Annotated in this window: 15 protein-coding genes and 1 pseudogene; all 16 read left to right on the top strand. The window is 46.4% G+C overall.

Translation table 11 applies throughout. The annotated features are described in order from the left end of the window. The first annotated feature begins 23 nt into the window (after window positions 1-23). The 16 genes and pseudogenes from rpsU to BSEL_RS11950 all read left to right on the top strand — a co-directional run bounded on the left by rpsU (window position 24) and on the right by BSEL_RS11950 (window position 15,265). Window positions 24-197, top strand: a complete 174-nt coding sequence (gene rpsU, locus BSEL_RS12025) for a 30S ribosomal protein S21 (RefSeq protein ID WP_013173287.1) — start codon at window positions 24-26, stop codon at window positions 195-197. A 20-nt stretch (window positions 198-217) separates the two neighbouring features. Then, window positions 218-661, top strand: a complete 444-nt coding sequence (locus BSEL_RS12020) for a GatB/YqeY domain-containing protein (protein WP_041582460.1) — start codon at window positions 218-220, stop codon at window positions 659-661. A gap of 185 nt (window positions 662-846) precedes the next feature. After that, window positions 847-2,175, top strand: a complete 1,329-nt coding sequence (locus BSEL_RS12015) for an NfeD family protein (RefSeq protein WP_013173285.1) — start codon at window positions 847-849, stop codon at window positions 2,173-2,175. Between the two features lie 53 nt (window positions 2,176-2,228). Continuing rightward, window positions 2,229-3,239 (top strand): flotillin-like protein FloA, encoded by a 1,011-nt coding sequence (floA, locus tag BSEL_RS12010; RefSeq protein ID WP_013173284.1) that lies wholly within the window; start codon window positions 2,229-2,231, stop codon window positions 3,237-3,239. Window positions 3,240-3,285: 46 nt separating this feature from the next. Further along, the gene (locus BSEL_RS12005; protein WP_013173283.1) at window positions 3,286-3,831 is read left to right on the top strand and encodes a hypothetical protein; all 546 of its coding nucleotides are present in this window, start codon (window positions 3,286-3,288) and stop codon (window positions 3,829-3,831) included. Window positions 3,832-3,964: 133 nt separating this feature from the next. Then, a pseudogene (locus BSEL_RS12000) lies at window positions 3,965-4,955 on the top strand (PhoH family protein). A 28-nt stretch (window positions 4,956-4,983) separates the two neighbouring features. Continuing rightward, a complete protein-coding gene (locus BSEL_RS11995) occupies window positions 4,984-7,236 on the top strand; it encodes an HD family phosphohydrolase (protein ID WP_013173282.1) in 2,253 nt (750 codons plus the stop codon). Next, window positions 7,233-7,703 carry an rRNA maturation RNase YbeY gene (gene ybeY / locus BSEL_RS11990; RefSeq protein WP_013173281.1) on the top strand — a complete coding sequence of 157 codons (471 nt, stop codon included), beginning with the start codon at window positions 7,233-7,235 and terminating at the stop codon, window positions 7,701-7,703. The genes BSEL_RS11995 and ybeY overlap by 4 nt, the downstream gene beginning before the upstream one ends. Further along, window positions 7,687-8,076 carry a diacylglycerol kinase family protein gene (locus BSEL_RS11985; protein WP_013173280.1) on the top strand — a complete coding sequence of 130 codons (390 nt, stop codon included), beginning with the start codon at window positions 7,687-7,689 and terminating at the stop codon, window positions 8,074-8,076. Before ybeY ends, BSEL_RS11985 begins: the two co-directional genes overlap by 17 nt. Window positions 8,077-8,107: 31 nt before the next feature. After that, window positions 8,108-9,016: a GTPase Era gene (era, locus tag BSEL_RS11980; protein WP_013173279.1), complete on the top strand. Its 909-nt coding sequence runs from the start codon at window positions 8,108-8,110 to the stop codon at window positions 9,014-9,016. A 27-nt stretch (window positions 9,017-9,043) separates the two neighbouring features. Next, window positions 9,044-9,814: a DNA repair protein RecO gene (recO, locus tag BSEL_RS11975; RefSeq protein WP_013173278.1), complete on the top strand. Its 771-nt coding sequence runs from the start codon at window positions 9,044-9,046 to the stop codon at window positions 9,812-9,814. A gap of 319 nt (window positions 9,815-10,133) precedes the next feature. Further along, the gene (gene glyQ / locus BSEL_RS11970) at window positions 10,134-11,024 is read left to right on the top strand and encodes a glycine--tRNA ligase subunit alpha (protein ID WP_013173277.1); all 891 of its coding nucleotides are present in this window, start codon (window positions 10,134-10,136) and stop codon (window positions 11,022-11,024) included. After that, window positions 11,017-13,113 (top strand): glycine--tRNA ligase subunit beta, encoded by a 2,097-nt coding sequence (gene glyS, locus BSEL_RS11965; RefSeq protein WP_013173276.1) that lies wholly within the window; start codon window positions 11,017-11,019, stop codon window positions 13,111-13,113. The genes glyQ and glyS overlap by 8 nt, the downstream gene beginning before the upstream one ends. A gap of 75 nt (window positions 13,114-13,188) precedes the next feature. Next, window positions 13,189-13,827: a helix-turn-helix transcriptional regulator gene (locus BSEL_RS11960; RefSeq protein WP_013173275.1), complete on the top strand. Its 639-nt coding sequence runs from the start codon at window positions 13,189-13,191 to the stop codon at window positions 13,825-13,827. A gap of 24 nt (window positions 13,828-13,851) precedes the next feature. Next, window positions 13,852-14,664, top strand: coding sequence for a pyruvate, water dikinase regulatory protein (locus BSEL_RS11955; RefSeq protein WP_013173274.1), 813 nt, complete (start codon window positions 13,852-13,854; stop codon window positions 14,662-14,664). A gap of 145 nt (window positions 14,665-14,809) precedes the next feature. Beyond that, window positions 14,810-15,265 carry a DUF188 domain-containing protein gene (locus tag BSEL_RS11950; RefSeq protein WP_013173273.1) on the top strand — a complete coding sequence of 152 codons (456 nt, stop codon included), beginning with the start codon at window positions 14,810-14,812 and terminating at the stop codon, window positions 15,263-15,265. The last annotated feature ends 56 nt before the right edge of the window (window positions 15,266-15,321 follow it).

The following is a 15,321-nucleotide window of genomic DNA, read 5'->3' as shown; positions in this document are numbered from 1 at the left end:
TTGTTCGGAGGGAGGGATACAGAATGGCAGAAACTCGTGTAAAAAAGAACGAGTCGATTGATGCTGCTCTTCGTCGCTTTAAGAAATCGATGTCTAAAGAAGGTACAATGCAGGAAGTTCGTAAGCGTAAGCACTACGAAAAGCCGAGCATTAAGCGCAAAAAGAAATCTGAAGCGGCTCGAAAGCGCAAGTTTTAATGTGAGAGGGTGTCATGTCTTTGAACATTCAGGATCGTCTACAGGATGATATGAAGCAGGCCATGCGCAGTCGGGAGAAAGAACGGCTGAGTGTGATTCGTTCCGTAAAAGCAGCACTTCAGAATGAATCCATCAAAGCCGGAAGCAGTCTCTCTGAGGATGAGGTTCTGACCGTCCTTAACCGTGAAATGAAACAGCGTAAAGAATCCCTCTACGAATTTGAACAGGCTGACCGAAAAGACCTCTGTGATAAAATGGCGTTCGAGATGGAGGTATTAGCCGACTATTTACCAAGCCAGCTGACCGATGAGGAGCTTCAGGCGATCGTCGATGAAACCATCGAAGAGACCGGAGCGGAATCCAAGGCACAGATGGGTAAGGTAATGGGGGCGATCATGCCGAAAGTCAAAGGCCGTGCAGACGGCAATCAGGTCAAAGAGCTTGTACAGAAATCTTTATCCTAAAACGGTTCACAACCCCGGTGTCAGTCACCGGGGTTTTTGACGTCTATTGAGGCGAAATCCTTTTGTAAATCATGAAAAATAAGTAGACTGTAAGTACATATCAAGTGAAACATTTTCATTGTTCAGAACGTAAGAATAGGTGTCCTATTATTTCAGACACAGGAAGACTGAAGGGAGGGTTTCGGATGAAAATATGGCGGATAGCGATATATATGCTGATTCTTCTTGCCGGGATCAGCGGTTTGTTTATCCCCGTTCAGCAGGCAGAGAGTTCGGGAGAAGGCGAGCTTGTTTACGTGATCCCTGTTGAAAAAGAAGTGGAGCGGGGACTTCAGGCGTTTTTGGAACGTTCGATAAGGACGGCTGAGGAAGAAGGCGCGAGTCATATTATTTTTGAAGTCGATACACCAGGTGGTTTTGTCGATGCAGCAGGCGGGATTGCATCACTGATTCGAAATGCAGAACCGGATACGACGGCTTTTATTGTAGAGAGGGCTCTTTCTGCCGGGGCATACATCTCGTTAAATGCCGATCAGATTGTCATGGCTCCCGGTTCTAATATGGGTTCTGCGACGGTTGTTGACGGTGGTGGAAGCGCTGCGGATGATAAGGCACAGTCAGCGTGGCTTGCCAATATGCGGGAAGCGGCTGAGTTGAATGACAGAGATCCGGTATATGCCCTTGCCATGGCAGACAGAAGCATCGAAATCCCGGAACTGGATATTACAGATGACAATATTCTGACGCTGACCCCGGGGCAGGCTCTCGAGGTCGGCTATGCAGAAGAAGTGCTTTCAACTCGTGAGGAAGTGCTCTCGTTCATCGGGTATGAAGATGCTGAGATCAGGGAAATGGAAGTGACTTTTTCTGAACAAGTGGCCCGTTTTGTCACAAATCCGATCATCGTTCCGATCCTTTTGAGTATAGGCAGCCTTGGACTCGTGCTCGAACTGTATTCACCGGGTTTCGGTATTCCGGGAATCATGGGCGCCTCAGCCTTAATCCTGTTCTTTTTTGGGCATCTTGTTGCAGGTTTTGCCGGACTGGAGACCGTGATTCTTCTAGGTGTGGGGATAGTGTTACTGCTGATCGAGGTCTTTTCCCCGAGTTTCGGTGTGCTTGGTTTCATCGGGATCGGGGCAATTATGGGAAGCCTTGTGCTCAGTTCGTATGACACGAGCATGATGCTCATGTCAATGTTTATTGCCATTATTGTGACGGTCGTCGCCTCTGTGCTGTTCTTTAAATATGTCGGTTATAACGGGCCATTAAAGCGTGTGGTACTCGTGGATCAGGCTGGGAACGACCAGGGGTATGTTTCTGCGGATACAAAATCAGAGCTTAAAGATCAGACAGGAACTGCCCTGACAATCCTCAGGCCATCAGGGGTGGCAGAGATTGGTGACGAACGACTTGACGTCGTCTCTGAGGGAGGATATATTGAACAGGGAAGAAAAGTCAAAGTGGTTTCTGTTTCAGGTTCGAGAATTGTAGTCAGAGAGGTCAAGGACTGATTCAAAGAACGGATACGATCCACAGATGAATGTAAATTAAAGGAGGAAACAGAATGTTCACAGAAGAAATTGCATTATTAATCGGTATTGGTCTGATTATTGTCGCACTTGCGGTACTATTCACTTTTGTACCGGTAGCTCTCTGGATCTCAGCATGGGCAGCAGGTGTAAAGGTTGGTATTTTCCAACTCGTCGGGATGAGACTTCGTCGGGTTATCCCGCACCGCGTTGTTAACCCGCTGATCAAAGCGGTAAAAGCAGGTCTTGATATCAGCACGAATAAGCTTGAGGGTCATTATCTTGCTGGTGGTAACGTTGACCGGGTGGTCAATGCGCTTATCGCCGCTCAGCGTGCGAATATCGACCTGACATTTGAACGATGTGCGGCGATTGACCTCGCAGGTCGAGACGTACTCGAAGCCGTACAAATGAGTGTTAACCCGAAAGTAATTGAAACACCGTTTATTGCCGGTGTGGCAATGGACGGAATTGAAGTCAAAGCAAAAGCGCGTATTACGGTACGTGCGAACATTGACCGACTCGTAGGTGGTGCCGGTGAAGAAACAATCATCGCCCGTGTCGGTGAAGGGATTGTATCGACAATCGGTTCTGCGAAAAATCACAAAGAAGTTCTTGAGAATCCGGATATGATTTCGCAAACAGTTCTCAAAAAAGGTCTCGATGCAGGAACAGCATTTGAAATCCTGTCCATTGATATTGCAGATATTGATATCGGCAAGAACATCGGTGCCGGACTCCAGACGGATCAGGCGGAAGCCGATAAGAAAATTGCACAGGCAAAAGCGGAAGAACGTCGAGCCATGGCCGTTGCACAGGAACAGGAAATGAAGGCACGTGTCGAAGAGATGCGCGCGAAAGTTGTTGAAGCGGAAGCGGAAGTGCCGATGGCAATGTCCGAAGCGCTTCGCAGCGGAAAACTTGGTGTAATGGATTATATGAATTTCAATAATATTAAAGCTGATACCGATATGCGCGATTCCATCGGTAAAGCGACGAGTGATGATGAGGACGGCGTTGACCGCAACCCGCACCAGAATAAATAATACATCGATTCTCGATGAATCGATTCAGTAAGGGAGCGTGTCAGTAATGGCAGGAATCATTACCCTCTTATTTGAAAGCCCGCTTCTGCTGTTCTTCTTAATCGCTGCCCTGTTGAGTTTTTTTCAGGGGAAGGGGAAGGAACAGAAAACGGGGCAAAACCGCCGTCCCCAGTCCGGCCAGGAACAACAGCCTGATGAAATCAATTGGGAGGATATTTTCCGTCAGGAAGAACCTCAGACGGAGCAAGAACCGGTATCAAAACCGCAGCAGTCGTCACAGGATCAGAGAGACGGCGTAGACAGACGGACAACTGCTGAAAAAGAAGGTCATCCGACTACGCAAATGAGTGACGAGTGGCAGCGCCGGTACAAGGAGATAGAACGCAGGAAACGTGAAGCGGCGAAATCTCAGGCCAAGATCAGTCAGTCTCCCATCGAGATCGGTGATCTGACGGCGCCGAAAAAGCCAAGGGTTAATCTTGATTTCAGTCATGTATCAAGGGATGATGCCGTGAAAGGCGTGATCTGGGCTGAAATACTCGGCAAGCCTAAATCCCGGCGTGGGAGAGAAAGACCAGGAAGTTACAGATGATACCCGAAAAGCTGTCCCCTTATCGAAAAGGAGGGCAGCTTTTCTTTACATCCCCGGGGTGCTTTCCTCGTGAAAAACTTTGCAGATACAGGATTCTGGTGGTAAAGTTAACATAGTACAGCCACTGACTATCATGCATACGATAAGGAGACTGAGTTTATTGACTGTAGAAAAACGAACCATCGAAATAGAAGCCAATGATGCCAATGAAGTCCAAGCCTTATTTGGACCGAATGACCGTCACCTTCAAAGACTCGAAGAAGTCTATAGGTTGTCTCTTCATTCCCGGGGGCAGGTAGTATCAATGAACGGATCTGAGGAAACCGCCGGTAAAATCAGCCTGATATTAAATACACTGCTGATTCTGATCAGAAAAGGTGTCTCTATCAAGGAGCGCGATGTCGTGTATGCGGCACAGCTGGCTGATGCCGGTCAGATTGAGGAAATGGTGGATTTATATGACGATAAAATTACGGTTACGGCAAAAGGAAAACCGATTCTTGCCAAAACACTCGGACAGCGACACTATGTAAAAGCGATTCGTCAGCATGATATTGTGTTTGGGATCGGCCCTGCCGGAACAGGGAAAACGTATCTGGCTGTTGTACTTGCGGTCCACGCACTGAAAGAAGGACAGGTAAAAAAAATTATTTTGACTCGACCTGCAGTTGAAGCCGGCGAGAATCTCGGGTTTTTACCAGGCGATTTAAAGGAAAAGGTTGACCCTTATTTGAGACCTCTTTATGATGCCCTGCATGACGTTCTCGGTGTGGAACACACGTTGAGGCTCATGGAGAGAGGCACAATAGAAATTGCCCCCCCTCGCCTATATGAGGGGACGTACGCTGGATGACTCGTTTGTGATTCTTGATGAAGCCCAGAATACGACGGGAGAGCAGATTAAGATGTTCTTGACCCGGCTCGGTTTCGGATCGAAGATGGTCGTGACGGGTGATATTACGCAAATTGATTTGCCTAAAGGAAAGGAATCGGGACTGAAGATTGCCATGAAGATCTTGAAAGATGTGAAGGGAATGTCCTTTATTCACCTGCAGGCTCAGGACGTCGTTCGTCATACACTCGTTCAGCGTATTATTGAAGCCTATGATCAGAAGGGTGACTGATTCAGGCATTCGGAAGGGATGAAGACCCATGTCCAGACAATCACCGATTGATCAGCAGAAGTGGTGGAACACAATCAGGGATCACCGCTATATCCGATTCTTTTTATTTATGATTTTCGCACTGGTCACCTTTGGCCTTCTGTTTTCCAATGTAGCGCCGGATCACCCTGAACTCGAACCTGGAATGGTATCGGATCAGGATATCCGCTCGCCTTTGACGATTGAGAACAAAGCAGAAACGGACCGACTGATTCAAGAGGCTGTTGACGATGTAGAACCTGTTTATGCGATGAATCCCCGCTATGGTCAAAATCAGGTGGAACGGATTCAGGATTTGTTTCAGCGAATTGACCAAGTCCGGCAGAATGCTTATGAAGCATACGAAGAGGAGGTTGAAGCAGACGAGACACCTGCGGAAGAGGCCGAAGAGCAAGAGCCTGCCTCTCCTGAAAACAGAGAATTCACCTACAGCGATCTTGATCAGTCAGAGATGATCAGTGATCTGCGTGCCGATCTCCCTGATGAGATGAATGAACAACTTGAAAACGAAACATTAACGACGTTTTTGAGTGCAGATCAGGAGATGCTTCAACTTGCCAGAGAGACATCGATGAGTGCTGTTCACGATGTGATGAGTGATGAAATAAAAATGGATGAAGTGGAAGCGGCTCGTGCTGAAGCTGAACAGATCGTCCGAAACTCGCCGGGTGGTGCCCAGCTCAGAGAAGCAATAACGGATGTTGTCCGATACGGAGTAACGTCCAATTATATGATTGATCAATCGGCGACAGAAGAAGCGAGGAATCAGGCAGCCGAAAGTGTTGAACCTGCCATGCTCCGTGAGGGACAGATCATCGTGGAAGAAGGCCAGGTCATTACGTCTGAACTGTATGAACAGCTTTCGACAGTCGGTTTGACTGAAGAAGTGAACTACCTATACCCTTTCATTGGCCTTGGCATGATCATATCAATTATGACCATCATGCTGTCTTATTATCTGTCTGACGCCAAAACGTCTTTGAAGACGAACAATACCCATCTTTTGATGTATCTGTTGATCTATACAACGGTACTTTCCTTGATGAAGCTGTCGAGTATGATGCATTATCTTGAAATCAGCGGCATACATTTTCTCGTTCCGGCAGCCGCTGGAACGATGCTGATTACAATCTTGATTCATTCAAGAATCGCGATCTTTACGAGTATGCTGTTTTCCATTGTCGCAAGCGTTATGTATAACGATTTAAGCACGACAATGTTTGATGCGTCTCAAGGGCTGTTTGTGTTTTTCAGCTCACTTGCAGGGGTGTTCTATCTGATTAAATCGCAAACGACGATGCGCATGCTGAAGACAGGGCTCCTTGTCTCAGGAGTGAATCTTATCATTGTTGCTGCCATTCTTATGATTAAAAATGCCCAGTACGGATGGATTGAAATCGGGTTTAACCTGGGATTTGCAGCTTTGGCCGGTATTGTCTCGGCCATTCTGGCAATCGGTCTTCTGCCGTTTTTGGAGACGGCTTTTGGGATTTTGTCCAATACCCGTCTGATCGAACTTTCGAATCCGAACCATCCTCTTCTGCGTAAAATATTACTTGAAGCACCAGGAACATACCATCACAGTGTCATGGTAGCCAATCTGGCTGAATCTGCCTGTGAAGCGATTGGGGCAAATGGGCTCCTTGCAAGAGTAGGGTCCTATTATCATGATATCGGTAAGACCAGGAGGCCGCATTTTTTTATTGAAAATCAAATGGGGACGAAAAATCCTCATGACAATATTTCACCACAGCTCAGTAAAACAATCATTACCGCGCATCCATACGATGGGGCGGAAATGCTGAGGTCTCATAAAATGCCGAAAGAAATTGTGGAGATCGCGGAATCCCATCATGGCACGTCGTGTCTGAAGTTCTTTTATTTTAAGGCGAAAGAAGAGGATCCTGACATCAAGATGGATGACTTCCGTTATCCCGGGCCTCTTCCGGCCAATAAGGTTGCCGCTGTGGTGGGGATTGCAGATTCCGTTGAAGCGGCCGTACGCTCGATGAAACAGCCGACGATTGAAAAAATCGACACATTGATCAGGAAAATTATTAACGAAAAACTGGATGACGATCAACTCGATGAATGTGACCTGACGATCCGCGAACTGCACAGTATTGCGAAATCAATGCTTGAAACCCTGCAGGGTACGTTTCATTCCCGCATTGAATACCCGGATGAGCAGTTGCCGGGAACCCGTGATCATCAGGACGTTCAAAAGGAGAGAGCTGAATGACAGTAACAGATTACGAAATCGATATATTGGATGAAACAGAAAAACTTCACGATGACGCATTACAGCTGATACGGGATGTATTGTTTTCTGCAATGAAGGCTGAGGATATTCCAATGGGGACCGAAGTTTCAGTTTCGATTGTCACGGATGGCCGCATACAGGAATTAAATCGGGATTACAGGGAAAAAGACAGGCCGACAGATGTGCTGTCATTCGCCCTGCATGACGGAGAAGAACAGATTATTGCGCCGACAATTCCAGATATGCTTGGGGACATCATCATTTCTCTTCCTGCCGTTTACAGGCAGTCTGATGAGTATGGCCATTCATTTGAACGTGAACTCGCGTTTTTAACCGTGCATGGCTTTTTACATCTGTGTGGCTATGACCACGAAAATGAAGCGGATGAACAGAAGATGTTTGCAAGACAGGAGGAGCTGTTGACGGCGTATGGAATCCAAAAATAAACAGCCTTTTCTCTCTTTAAATCGATTGAAACAGAGTTTTGTTTATGCGTTACAGGGGGTTCGGTTCACATGGAAGCGTGAACAGAATTTCAGGATCCACACCGTGATATCGGTCTTTGTCCTTGTCATGGCTCAGTTGTTGCAGATTCCCTATCAGGAGCAGCTGATTCTAATCATAGTCATCGGTGCAGTCCTTGGCATGGAGTTGATTAATACGGCTCTTGAGCACGTCGTGGATCTGGTTGTGCAAACATATGATGACCGGGCAAAGGTTATAAAAGATACTGCAGCAGGGGCTGTATTCGTTTTTTCAATAACAGCTGCGATCATCGGTATGATGATATTTATCCCACACTTGGTAAAATGGTTTTAAAATTGGAATATAATTAGCGGAGGACGATGGAATGAACAACGAGGAACAAAAATCAGGCTTTGCAGCACTGGTAGGAAGACCGAACGTAGGAAAATCAACGCTTTTAAATCAGGTGTTAGGGCAGAAAATTGCCATTATGAGTGATAAACCGCAAACGACAAGAAACCGGATCCAGGGTGTTCTGACAGATGAACGTGGTCAAATTGTATTTATTGATACTCCCGGTATACACAAGCCGAAACACAGACTCGGTGACTTCATGACAAAGCTCGCACAACAGGCGTTACGGGAAGTGGATGTCGTCCTTTTTCTTGTCGATGCGAAAGAAGGAAAAGGAGCGGGGGATGAGTATATTATCCGAAAGCTCGAGAACCTTGAGACTCCGGTCTTTCTTGTCATCAATAAAATTGATGAAGTGCATCCGGAAGAACTGCTTTCGATTATAGCGGGGTACAAAGATCTGTACCCATTCGCCGAGGTAATCCCTGTATCTGCATTGAACGGGAATAATGTTGAGACGCTTCTTGAACAGGTGTTTAAATACCTGGAACCCGGTCCGATGTATTATCCGGAAGATCAGGTTACGGACCATCCTGAACGTTTTCTCATTTCAGAGATGATCCGGGAAAAAATTCTGCATATGACTGAAGAGGAAGTCCCGCACTCCATTGCTGTTGAGATTGAACAAATCAAACGCAGGAAAAAAGGCAATAAGGTGTATGTTGCCGCGGTGGTTATCGTAGAGCGTAAATCACAAAAGGGCATCATTATCGGTAAACAGGGTGCCATGATTAAAGAAGTCGGAAAACAGGCACGTGAGGACATCAAGAATTTGCTGGGAACGGATATCTTTCTCGAACTGTTTGTGAAGGTTGAAGAGGACTGGCGAAACAAGCCGAGAACATTAAAAGAATTCGGCTATAACGAAGACGAATATTAATGTCATCAGGGAAAGTGGCGGTTTACCATGCTGCACAGGGTTGAAGGAATTGTAATCCGCGCCAATGATTACGGCGAGAATAATAAAGTAGTAACCGTGTATTCAAAGGAACAGGGCAAGGTCGCGCTCATGGCAAGGGGAGCGAAAAAGCCGGGAAGCCGGTTCGCTGCATCGACCCAGCTTTTTGTTCAGGCGGTATTTGTCTATCATCGGCAGCATGGTATGGGATCCCTGAATGCTGCGGATTTGATTGAGTCGTTCATATCGGTTCGTAAAGACGTCCTTCTCACGACCTATGGTGCCTGTATGATTGAACTGATCGACAGACTTGTTGAAGACCATATACCTGACGGGCAGCTTTATGAAACCCTCTATCAACTTTTGAGAAGACTTGATGAGGGAGACGACCCCGCTGTCCTCCTGGCGATTATGGAAGTGAAGATGCTCCGATATGCCGGCGTTGATCCTGTGTTGCATCAGTGTGCATCTTGCGGGTCAGTCGAACTGCCTTTTCAGTTTTCGATGACGTATGGTGGTGCCCTGTGCAAACGATGCCTGCATAAAGATCATCATGTTGTGTATGTTAATCCTGCTGTCATGAAGCTTCTGAGGGTCTTTCAGTCCATCAATCCCCGCCGGATCGGAAAACTTGATGTCAAACCCGAATCAAAACAACAGTTAAAACTGATTCTCGATCTGTATTATCAGGAGTTTGTTGGACTGAAATTGAAATCTAAACGGTTCCTCGATCAGATGGATGCGATGGAAGAAATGATGAATCGTGCGAAAGATGATTGACAGATCCCCTTTTTTTGAGTACGATTTTAAAAAGAACCAGCAATATAGATTACGTTGATAAAGAGTAGTAACAGAAGTTTTAATTCCGAACTCTGTCATATGTGACAGAGTCAGCGATTCCGGGGCAGTGGAAGCCGGATGCCGGATTGAGACACTGTGAAGGCGCTTTGGAGTAATGCAAGTAAAGCAGGTGCACGCACAAAGTGCACAAGTAGGGTGGAACCGCGGGTGTACTCCCGTCCCTATGTCTTAACAGGCATAGAGACGGGAGTTTTTCTATTGCCGAAAAACCAATTATCAAGATACAGGAGGGAACAGAATGAATGTACAGGAAATGATCTTAACACTCCAGGATTTCTGGGGAAAACAAAACTGTCTGTTGCTGCAGCCGTATGATGTGGAAAAAGGTGCAGGAACGATGAATCCAATGACGTTTTTGAAAAGTCTCGGGCCTGAGCCATGGAACGTGGCTTATGTGGAACCGTCGAGACGTCCAGCCGATGGCCGCTACGGTGAAAATCCGAACAGACTCTATCAGCACCATCAGTTTCAGGTGATAATGAAGCCTTCGCCGGATCATATTCAGGAACTGTATTTGGACAGTCTTCGTCAGCTTGGTATTAACCCGGAAGAACATGATATCCGATTTGTTGAAGATAACTGGGAAGCCCCAACGCTTGCAGCATGGGGTCTTGGCTGGGAAGTATGGCTTGATGGCATGGAGATTACCCAGTTTACGTATTTCCAGCAAGTTGGCGGTCTGGACGCGAAACCGGTATCCGTTGAGATTACGTACGGTCTTGAACGTCTTGCTTCCTATATCCAGGACAAAGAAAATGTGTATGATCTCACCTGGGTGGATGGATTTACTTACGGAGATGTCTTTTTGCAAAATGAATTTGAACAGTCCAAATACGCCTTTGAAACAGCGGACAAAGACATGCTGTTTGAGCTGTTTGCAACTTACGAAAAAGAAGCATCCTCAGCTCTTGAAGAAGGGCTTGTTATTCCCTCTTACGACTATGTTCTGAAATGTTCGCATGTATTTAATCTTCTTGATGCGAGAGGTGCAATTTCTGTGACAGAGCGAACCGGCTATATTGCCAGAGTCCGCAATCTTGCAAGGAAATGCGCGGTCAAATATGTCGAGGTTCGTGAAGACCTCGGATTCCCAATGCTGAAGGAAAAGGAGGAGGCGGCTGATGAATAACGATACCCTGTTACTTGAAATCGGACTTGAAGAGCTCCCTGCACGCTTTGTAAATGGCGCAATGAATGAACTGGCAAAACGGACGGAAGCGTTTTTATCTGACAAACAGATCGATTATGATGATGTAAACATGTTTGCAACGCCGAGACGTCTTGCGGTTAAAGTGAATGGCGTCTCCACGAAACAGCCTGATCAGGAAAAAGAAGCGAAGGGACCTGCCAAAAAGATTGCCCTCGATGAGGAAGGAAACTGGACAAAAGCAGCAATCGGGTTTGCCAAGGGACAACAGGTGAACGAAGAAGATTTGTTCTTTAAAGAAGTGAAGGGCGTTGAGTATGTCTACGCTAAACTGTACATCGAAGGACAGGAGACGCTTCAGCTTCTTTCAGGGCTGCATGACGTAATTACGGGGATCCCGTTTCCGAAAAACATGCGCTGGGGCAGTCATGAGATGCGCTATGCGAGACCTGTTCGCTGGCTGGTGGCTATGTACGGTGAAGAAGTGATCCCTCTTGAGATTGCCGGAGTTATGGCGAGTAATGTCACACAGGGGCACCGCTTCCTCGGACAGGCTGCGACATTGAACCATGCATCTGATTACGAACATGCCCTTCTCAGTCAGCATGTCGTGGCTGATCCGTTCAGCCGAAAAGACGCCATCAAAAACCAGATTCAGGATATTGCCAGCGAGCAGGAGTGGCAAATTCCAATGGATGAAGGGCTGCTCGAAGAAGTGACACAGCTCGTTGAATACCCAACAGCTCTGTTCGGGTCGTTTGATGAACGGTTTCTCGCTGTGCCGGATCGCGTACTGATCACGTCCATGCGCGAGCATCAGCGCTATTTCCCTGTTCAGGACCAGTCAGGATCACTGCTCCCTTATTTTGTGACCGTAAGAAACGGGGATCACCGTCATCTTGAAACGGTTCAAAAAGGAAATGAAAAAGTGCTTCGTGCGAGACTTCAGGATGCAGAATTTTTCTTCAATGAGGACAAAAAACATGCCTTAGAAGACAACTTTGAAAAGCTGCATCAAATTGTTTACCATGAGGATCTCGGCACCATTGCTGATAAGGTCGACCGTGTTCAGACACTTGCAGAGAAGATCGGTTCCATGCTCAGTCTTGATTCTGCATCGAAGACAGCGATCAACCGGGCGGCAAGGCTGTCGAAAAATGATCTTGTGACACAGATGGTGAATGAATTTACAGAACTCGAAGGATATATGGGAGAAGTCTACGCATTAAAATCCGGTGAAACACCTGAAGTTGCAACAGCAATCCGTGAACATTATCTCCCGAAGCAATCCGGCGATCCGGTTCCGTCGGGTATCGAAGGAGCTGTTATCAGTGTTGCGGATAAACTCGATACAATAGCCGCTCACTTCAGTCTCGGAAATATCCCGACGGGCTCTCAGGACCCACATGGTCTGCGCAGGCAAACCGCCGCGATTGTACAAATTTTTAGGGACTTTGAATGGACCCTTTCATTGAATGAGCTGTTTAATGCCGCGCAGGATATTTTACAGGAGAAGAATCTTCAAAAACGAAATCAGGCAGAGGTATTGCGTGACTTCAATCAATTTGTAACCCTCCGCTATAAAAACATTCTTCAGGAATCGGGCATCCGCTATGATGTTGTTGATGCAGTGCTCGCTTTTGAAACAGACAATGTGCCTCTTGTCTTCAAGAAGGCGGCGTTTCTGAATGACAAATTAGGAGATGCATCATTCAAGGAGGATGTTGAAGCCTTCAGCAGGGTAACAAATATTGCGTCGAAGAAACAGGGCAGTGCTGAGGAAATTGATCAGGATCTGTTTGAATCGGATCTTGAGGTGAATCTGTATCAGGACTATGAACGGATTAAACCTGTCATCATCAAATCCCTTCGGGATATGAAACCGGAAGCGGCCTACCAGGCTCTTCGTGAAGCAGCTCCGTCCATTCACAAATATTTTGATGGTATTATGGTCATGACTGATGATGAGCAGATTCGGGAAAACAGATTGACTCAAATGAGCCAGCTTGCTGCATTGGTGCGAATGATTGCCGATTTTCAGTCAATTGTGTTTCATACCGATCAGGCGTAACAGTCAGTTTCAGGTCAGCCATTGTACAGGCGGGAACAGATAATTTCCCGCCTGTAAAAAAGAGGCGGTGAGTGTATGGAATTAAATGAGCGGCAGGAGAAAATACTGACAATCGTTAAAGAGAATGGTCCAATCACGGGCGAACAGATTGCAGAACAACTGTCACTGACAAGAGCAACGCTGCGACCGGATCTGGCTATTTTGACCATGTCCGGCTTTCTCGAAGCGCGGCCAAGAGTTGGTTATTTTTATGTCGAAAATGCTCAGAAACGGGTTTTAAATGATGAACTGAAAAAGATGACAGTAAAAGAATTTCAGAGTATTCCTGTTGTGGTGAAGGAGTCTTCATCGGTATATGATGCGATCGTGACCATGTTTCTTGAAGATGTGGGAACGCTGTTTGTCGTCAGGGAAAATTCGATTCTGACAGGCGTTCTTTCCAGGAAAGATCTCTTGAGGGCGAGTATGGGCAATCAGGATCTGTCCCAGGTGCCTGTGAATGTGATTATGACGCGTATGCCGAATATTACCATGTGTGGGCAGGATGATGCTCTGATTGAAGTGGCAAACACGCTGATTCAAAAGCAGATCGACGGACTCCCTGTCGTGAAACAGGTATCCGTAAATGGCGAAGAAGTCTTTGAAGTCACAGGGAGAATGACAAAAACGAACATTACCAAGGCGTTTGTTTCCCTGGCGCAGGAAAATGAATAACGGATACCAAGGAGGAACAGAATTATGACAGCGTCTAATATGACTCATGTATATGTATTATCCGATTCTGTTGGCGAGACGGCAGAGCTTGTGGCAAGAGCTGCGATCAGTCAGTTTGATACGGACCATGTGACCACCACACGTGTGCCTTATGTTGATGACCGGACGGTGGTTGATGAAGTGATTGAGAAAGCAAGAGCAACTTCCGGCGTGATTGTCTTCACGATCGTATTGCCTGAAATTCGCCACTATCTGCTTGATGAGGCTTCGCAAAAAGATGTGCCGGTTTATGATATTTTAACGCCATTGTTAAATATACTCGAGACCAAGATCGATGCTCCACCGAAAAACGAGACGGGTCTTCTGTATACGCTTGATGAAGATTATTTTAAAAAAGTGGAGGCTATTGAGTTTGCTGTCAAGTACGATGATGGGCGTGACCCGAGAGGAGTGCTCCGGGCTGACGTTGTATTAGTCGGGGTTTCGAGAACATCAAAGACGCCTCTGTCACAGTATCTGGCACATAAGCGCCTTAAAGTGGCGAATGTTCCGCTTGTTCCCGAAGTGGATCCTCCGGAAGAACTGTTTTCCATTCCTGCTGACAGAGTCATCGGGTTGAAGATCAGTCCTGAAAAGTTAAACGGTGTCCGTATTGAACGTTTAAAGGCGCTTGGTTTAAAGGAACAGGCCAATTATGCCACCTTTCAGCGAATTGAAGAGGAACTTACTCATGCGCAGTCCGTTATGGACCGGATCGGCTGTAAAGTCATCGACGTATCGGAGCGGGCTGTTGAAGAGACGGCAAATCTGATCTACCAGGCTGTGCAAAAAAGATAATTTTAACACTAAAGCTTTTGCTGGTGTTTCAGAGACATTTCGGATATAATGATATATTGTGACTGCATCTGTCAAATCTTCTGGTTTGATGGATGTTTGTCTGTAATCACGAATATTCACATGTCGCAGAATAATTGGAGTGTTGATGATCCGACTGTTTATTGATGGTGATGCATGCCCGGTTGTTCCCGAGGTGATCGAACTGGCTGATCGCTTTTCTCTTTCAGTCATTCTTGTCTCCTCATATGCTCACACGAGAGGGAAAAGTCTCCCTGCTTTTGTGGAACAGATCATCGTTGATCCGGACAGAGAGGCAGCTGATCTTCGTATAGCCAATCTTGTTTCTTCTTCGGATGTAATTATTACAGATGATTTGGGCTTATCGAGTCTTCTGCTTGCCAAAGGAGCGACAGTTTTGCAATCGAGAGGGAATGAAGTGACACATACGACAATTGATTTTCATCTCGACCGGCGGTACCATGAAGCGAAAGTTCGCAAAAGCGGCAAACGTCATAAAGGCCCCAAGCCTTTTACGGCTGATGACAGGGCACATTTTTCTGAGATACTCGAAATTATTTTAAGAAAAAAGCAGGAAAAATGAAATTCTTCTCGAATCGTAAGTGTTAGGGATGTTTTCTGTCAGTGAGAAATGAAGAG

Origin of the sequence: [Bacillus] selenitireducens MLS10, from assembly GCF_000093085.1 — a bacterium.
Lineage (GTDB): Bacteria > Bacillota > Bacilli > Bacillales > Salisediminibacteriaceae > Salisediminibacterium > Salisediminibacterium selenitireducens.
The sequence above is the reverse complement of the archived record's forward strand: the minus strand, read 5'-3'. Positions and strand labels throughout refer to the sequence as shown.

Bases quoted from the DNA above. Each gene is read 5' to 3' on its own strand.
- rpsU (WP_013173287.1), top strand. From the start codon at position 24: ATGGCAGAAACTCGTGTAAAAAAGAACGAGTCGATTGATGCTGCTCTT.
- BSEL_RS12015 (WP_013173285.1), top strand. From the start codon at position 847: ATGAAAATATGGCGGATAGCGATATATATGCTGATTCTTCTTGCCGGG.
- floA (WP_013173284.1), top strand. From the start codon at position 2,229: ATGTTCACAGAAGAAATTGCATTATTAATCGGTATTGGTCTGATTATT.
- BSEL_RS12005 (WP_013173283.1), top strand. From the start codon at position 3,286: ATGGCAGGAATCATTACCCTCTTATTTGAAAGCCCGCTTCTGCTGTTC.
- BSEL_RS11995 (WP_013173282.1), top strand. From the start codon at position 4,984: ATGTCCAGACAATCACCGATTGATCAGCAGAAGTGGTGGAACACAATC.
- ybeY (WP_013173281.1), top strand. From the start codon at position 7,233: ATGACAGTAACAGATTACGAAATCGATATATTGGATGAAACAGAAAAA.
- BSEL_RS11985 (WP_013173280.1), top strand. From the start codon at position 7,687: ATGGAATCCAAAAATAAACAGCCTTTTCTCTCTTTAAATCGATTGAAA.
- era (WP_013173279.1), top strand. From the start codon at position 8,108: ATGAACAACGAGGAACAAAAATCAGGCTTTGCAGCACTGGTAGGAAGA.
- recO (WP_013173278.1), top strand. From the start codon at position 9,044: ATGCTGCACAGGGTTGAAGGAATTGTAATCCGCGCCAATGATTACGGC.
- glyQ (WP_013173277.1), top strand. From the start codon at position 10,134: ATGAATGTACAGGAAATGATCTTAACACTCCAGGATTTCTGGGGAAAA.
- glyS (WP_013173276.1), top strand. From the start codon at position 11,017: ATGAATAACGATACCCTGTTACTTGAAATCGGACTTGAAGAGCTCCCT.
- BSEL_RS11960 (WP_013173275.1), top strand. From the start codon at position 13,189: ATGGAATTAAATGAGCGGCAGGAGAAAATACTGACAATCGTTAAAGAG.
- BSEL_RS11955 (WP_013173274.1), top strand. From the start codon at position 13,852: ATGACAGCGTCTAATATGACTCATGTATATGTATTATCCGATTCTGTT.
- BSEL_RS11950 (WP_013173273.1), top strand. From the start codon at position 14,810: ATGATCCGACTGTTTATTGATGGTGATGCATGCCCGGTTGTTCCCGAG.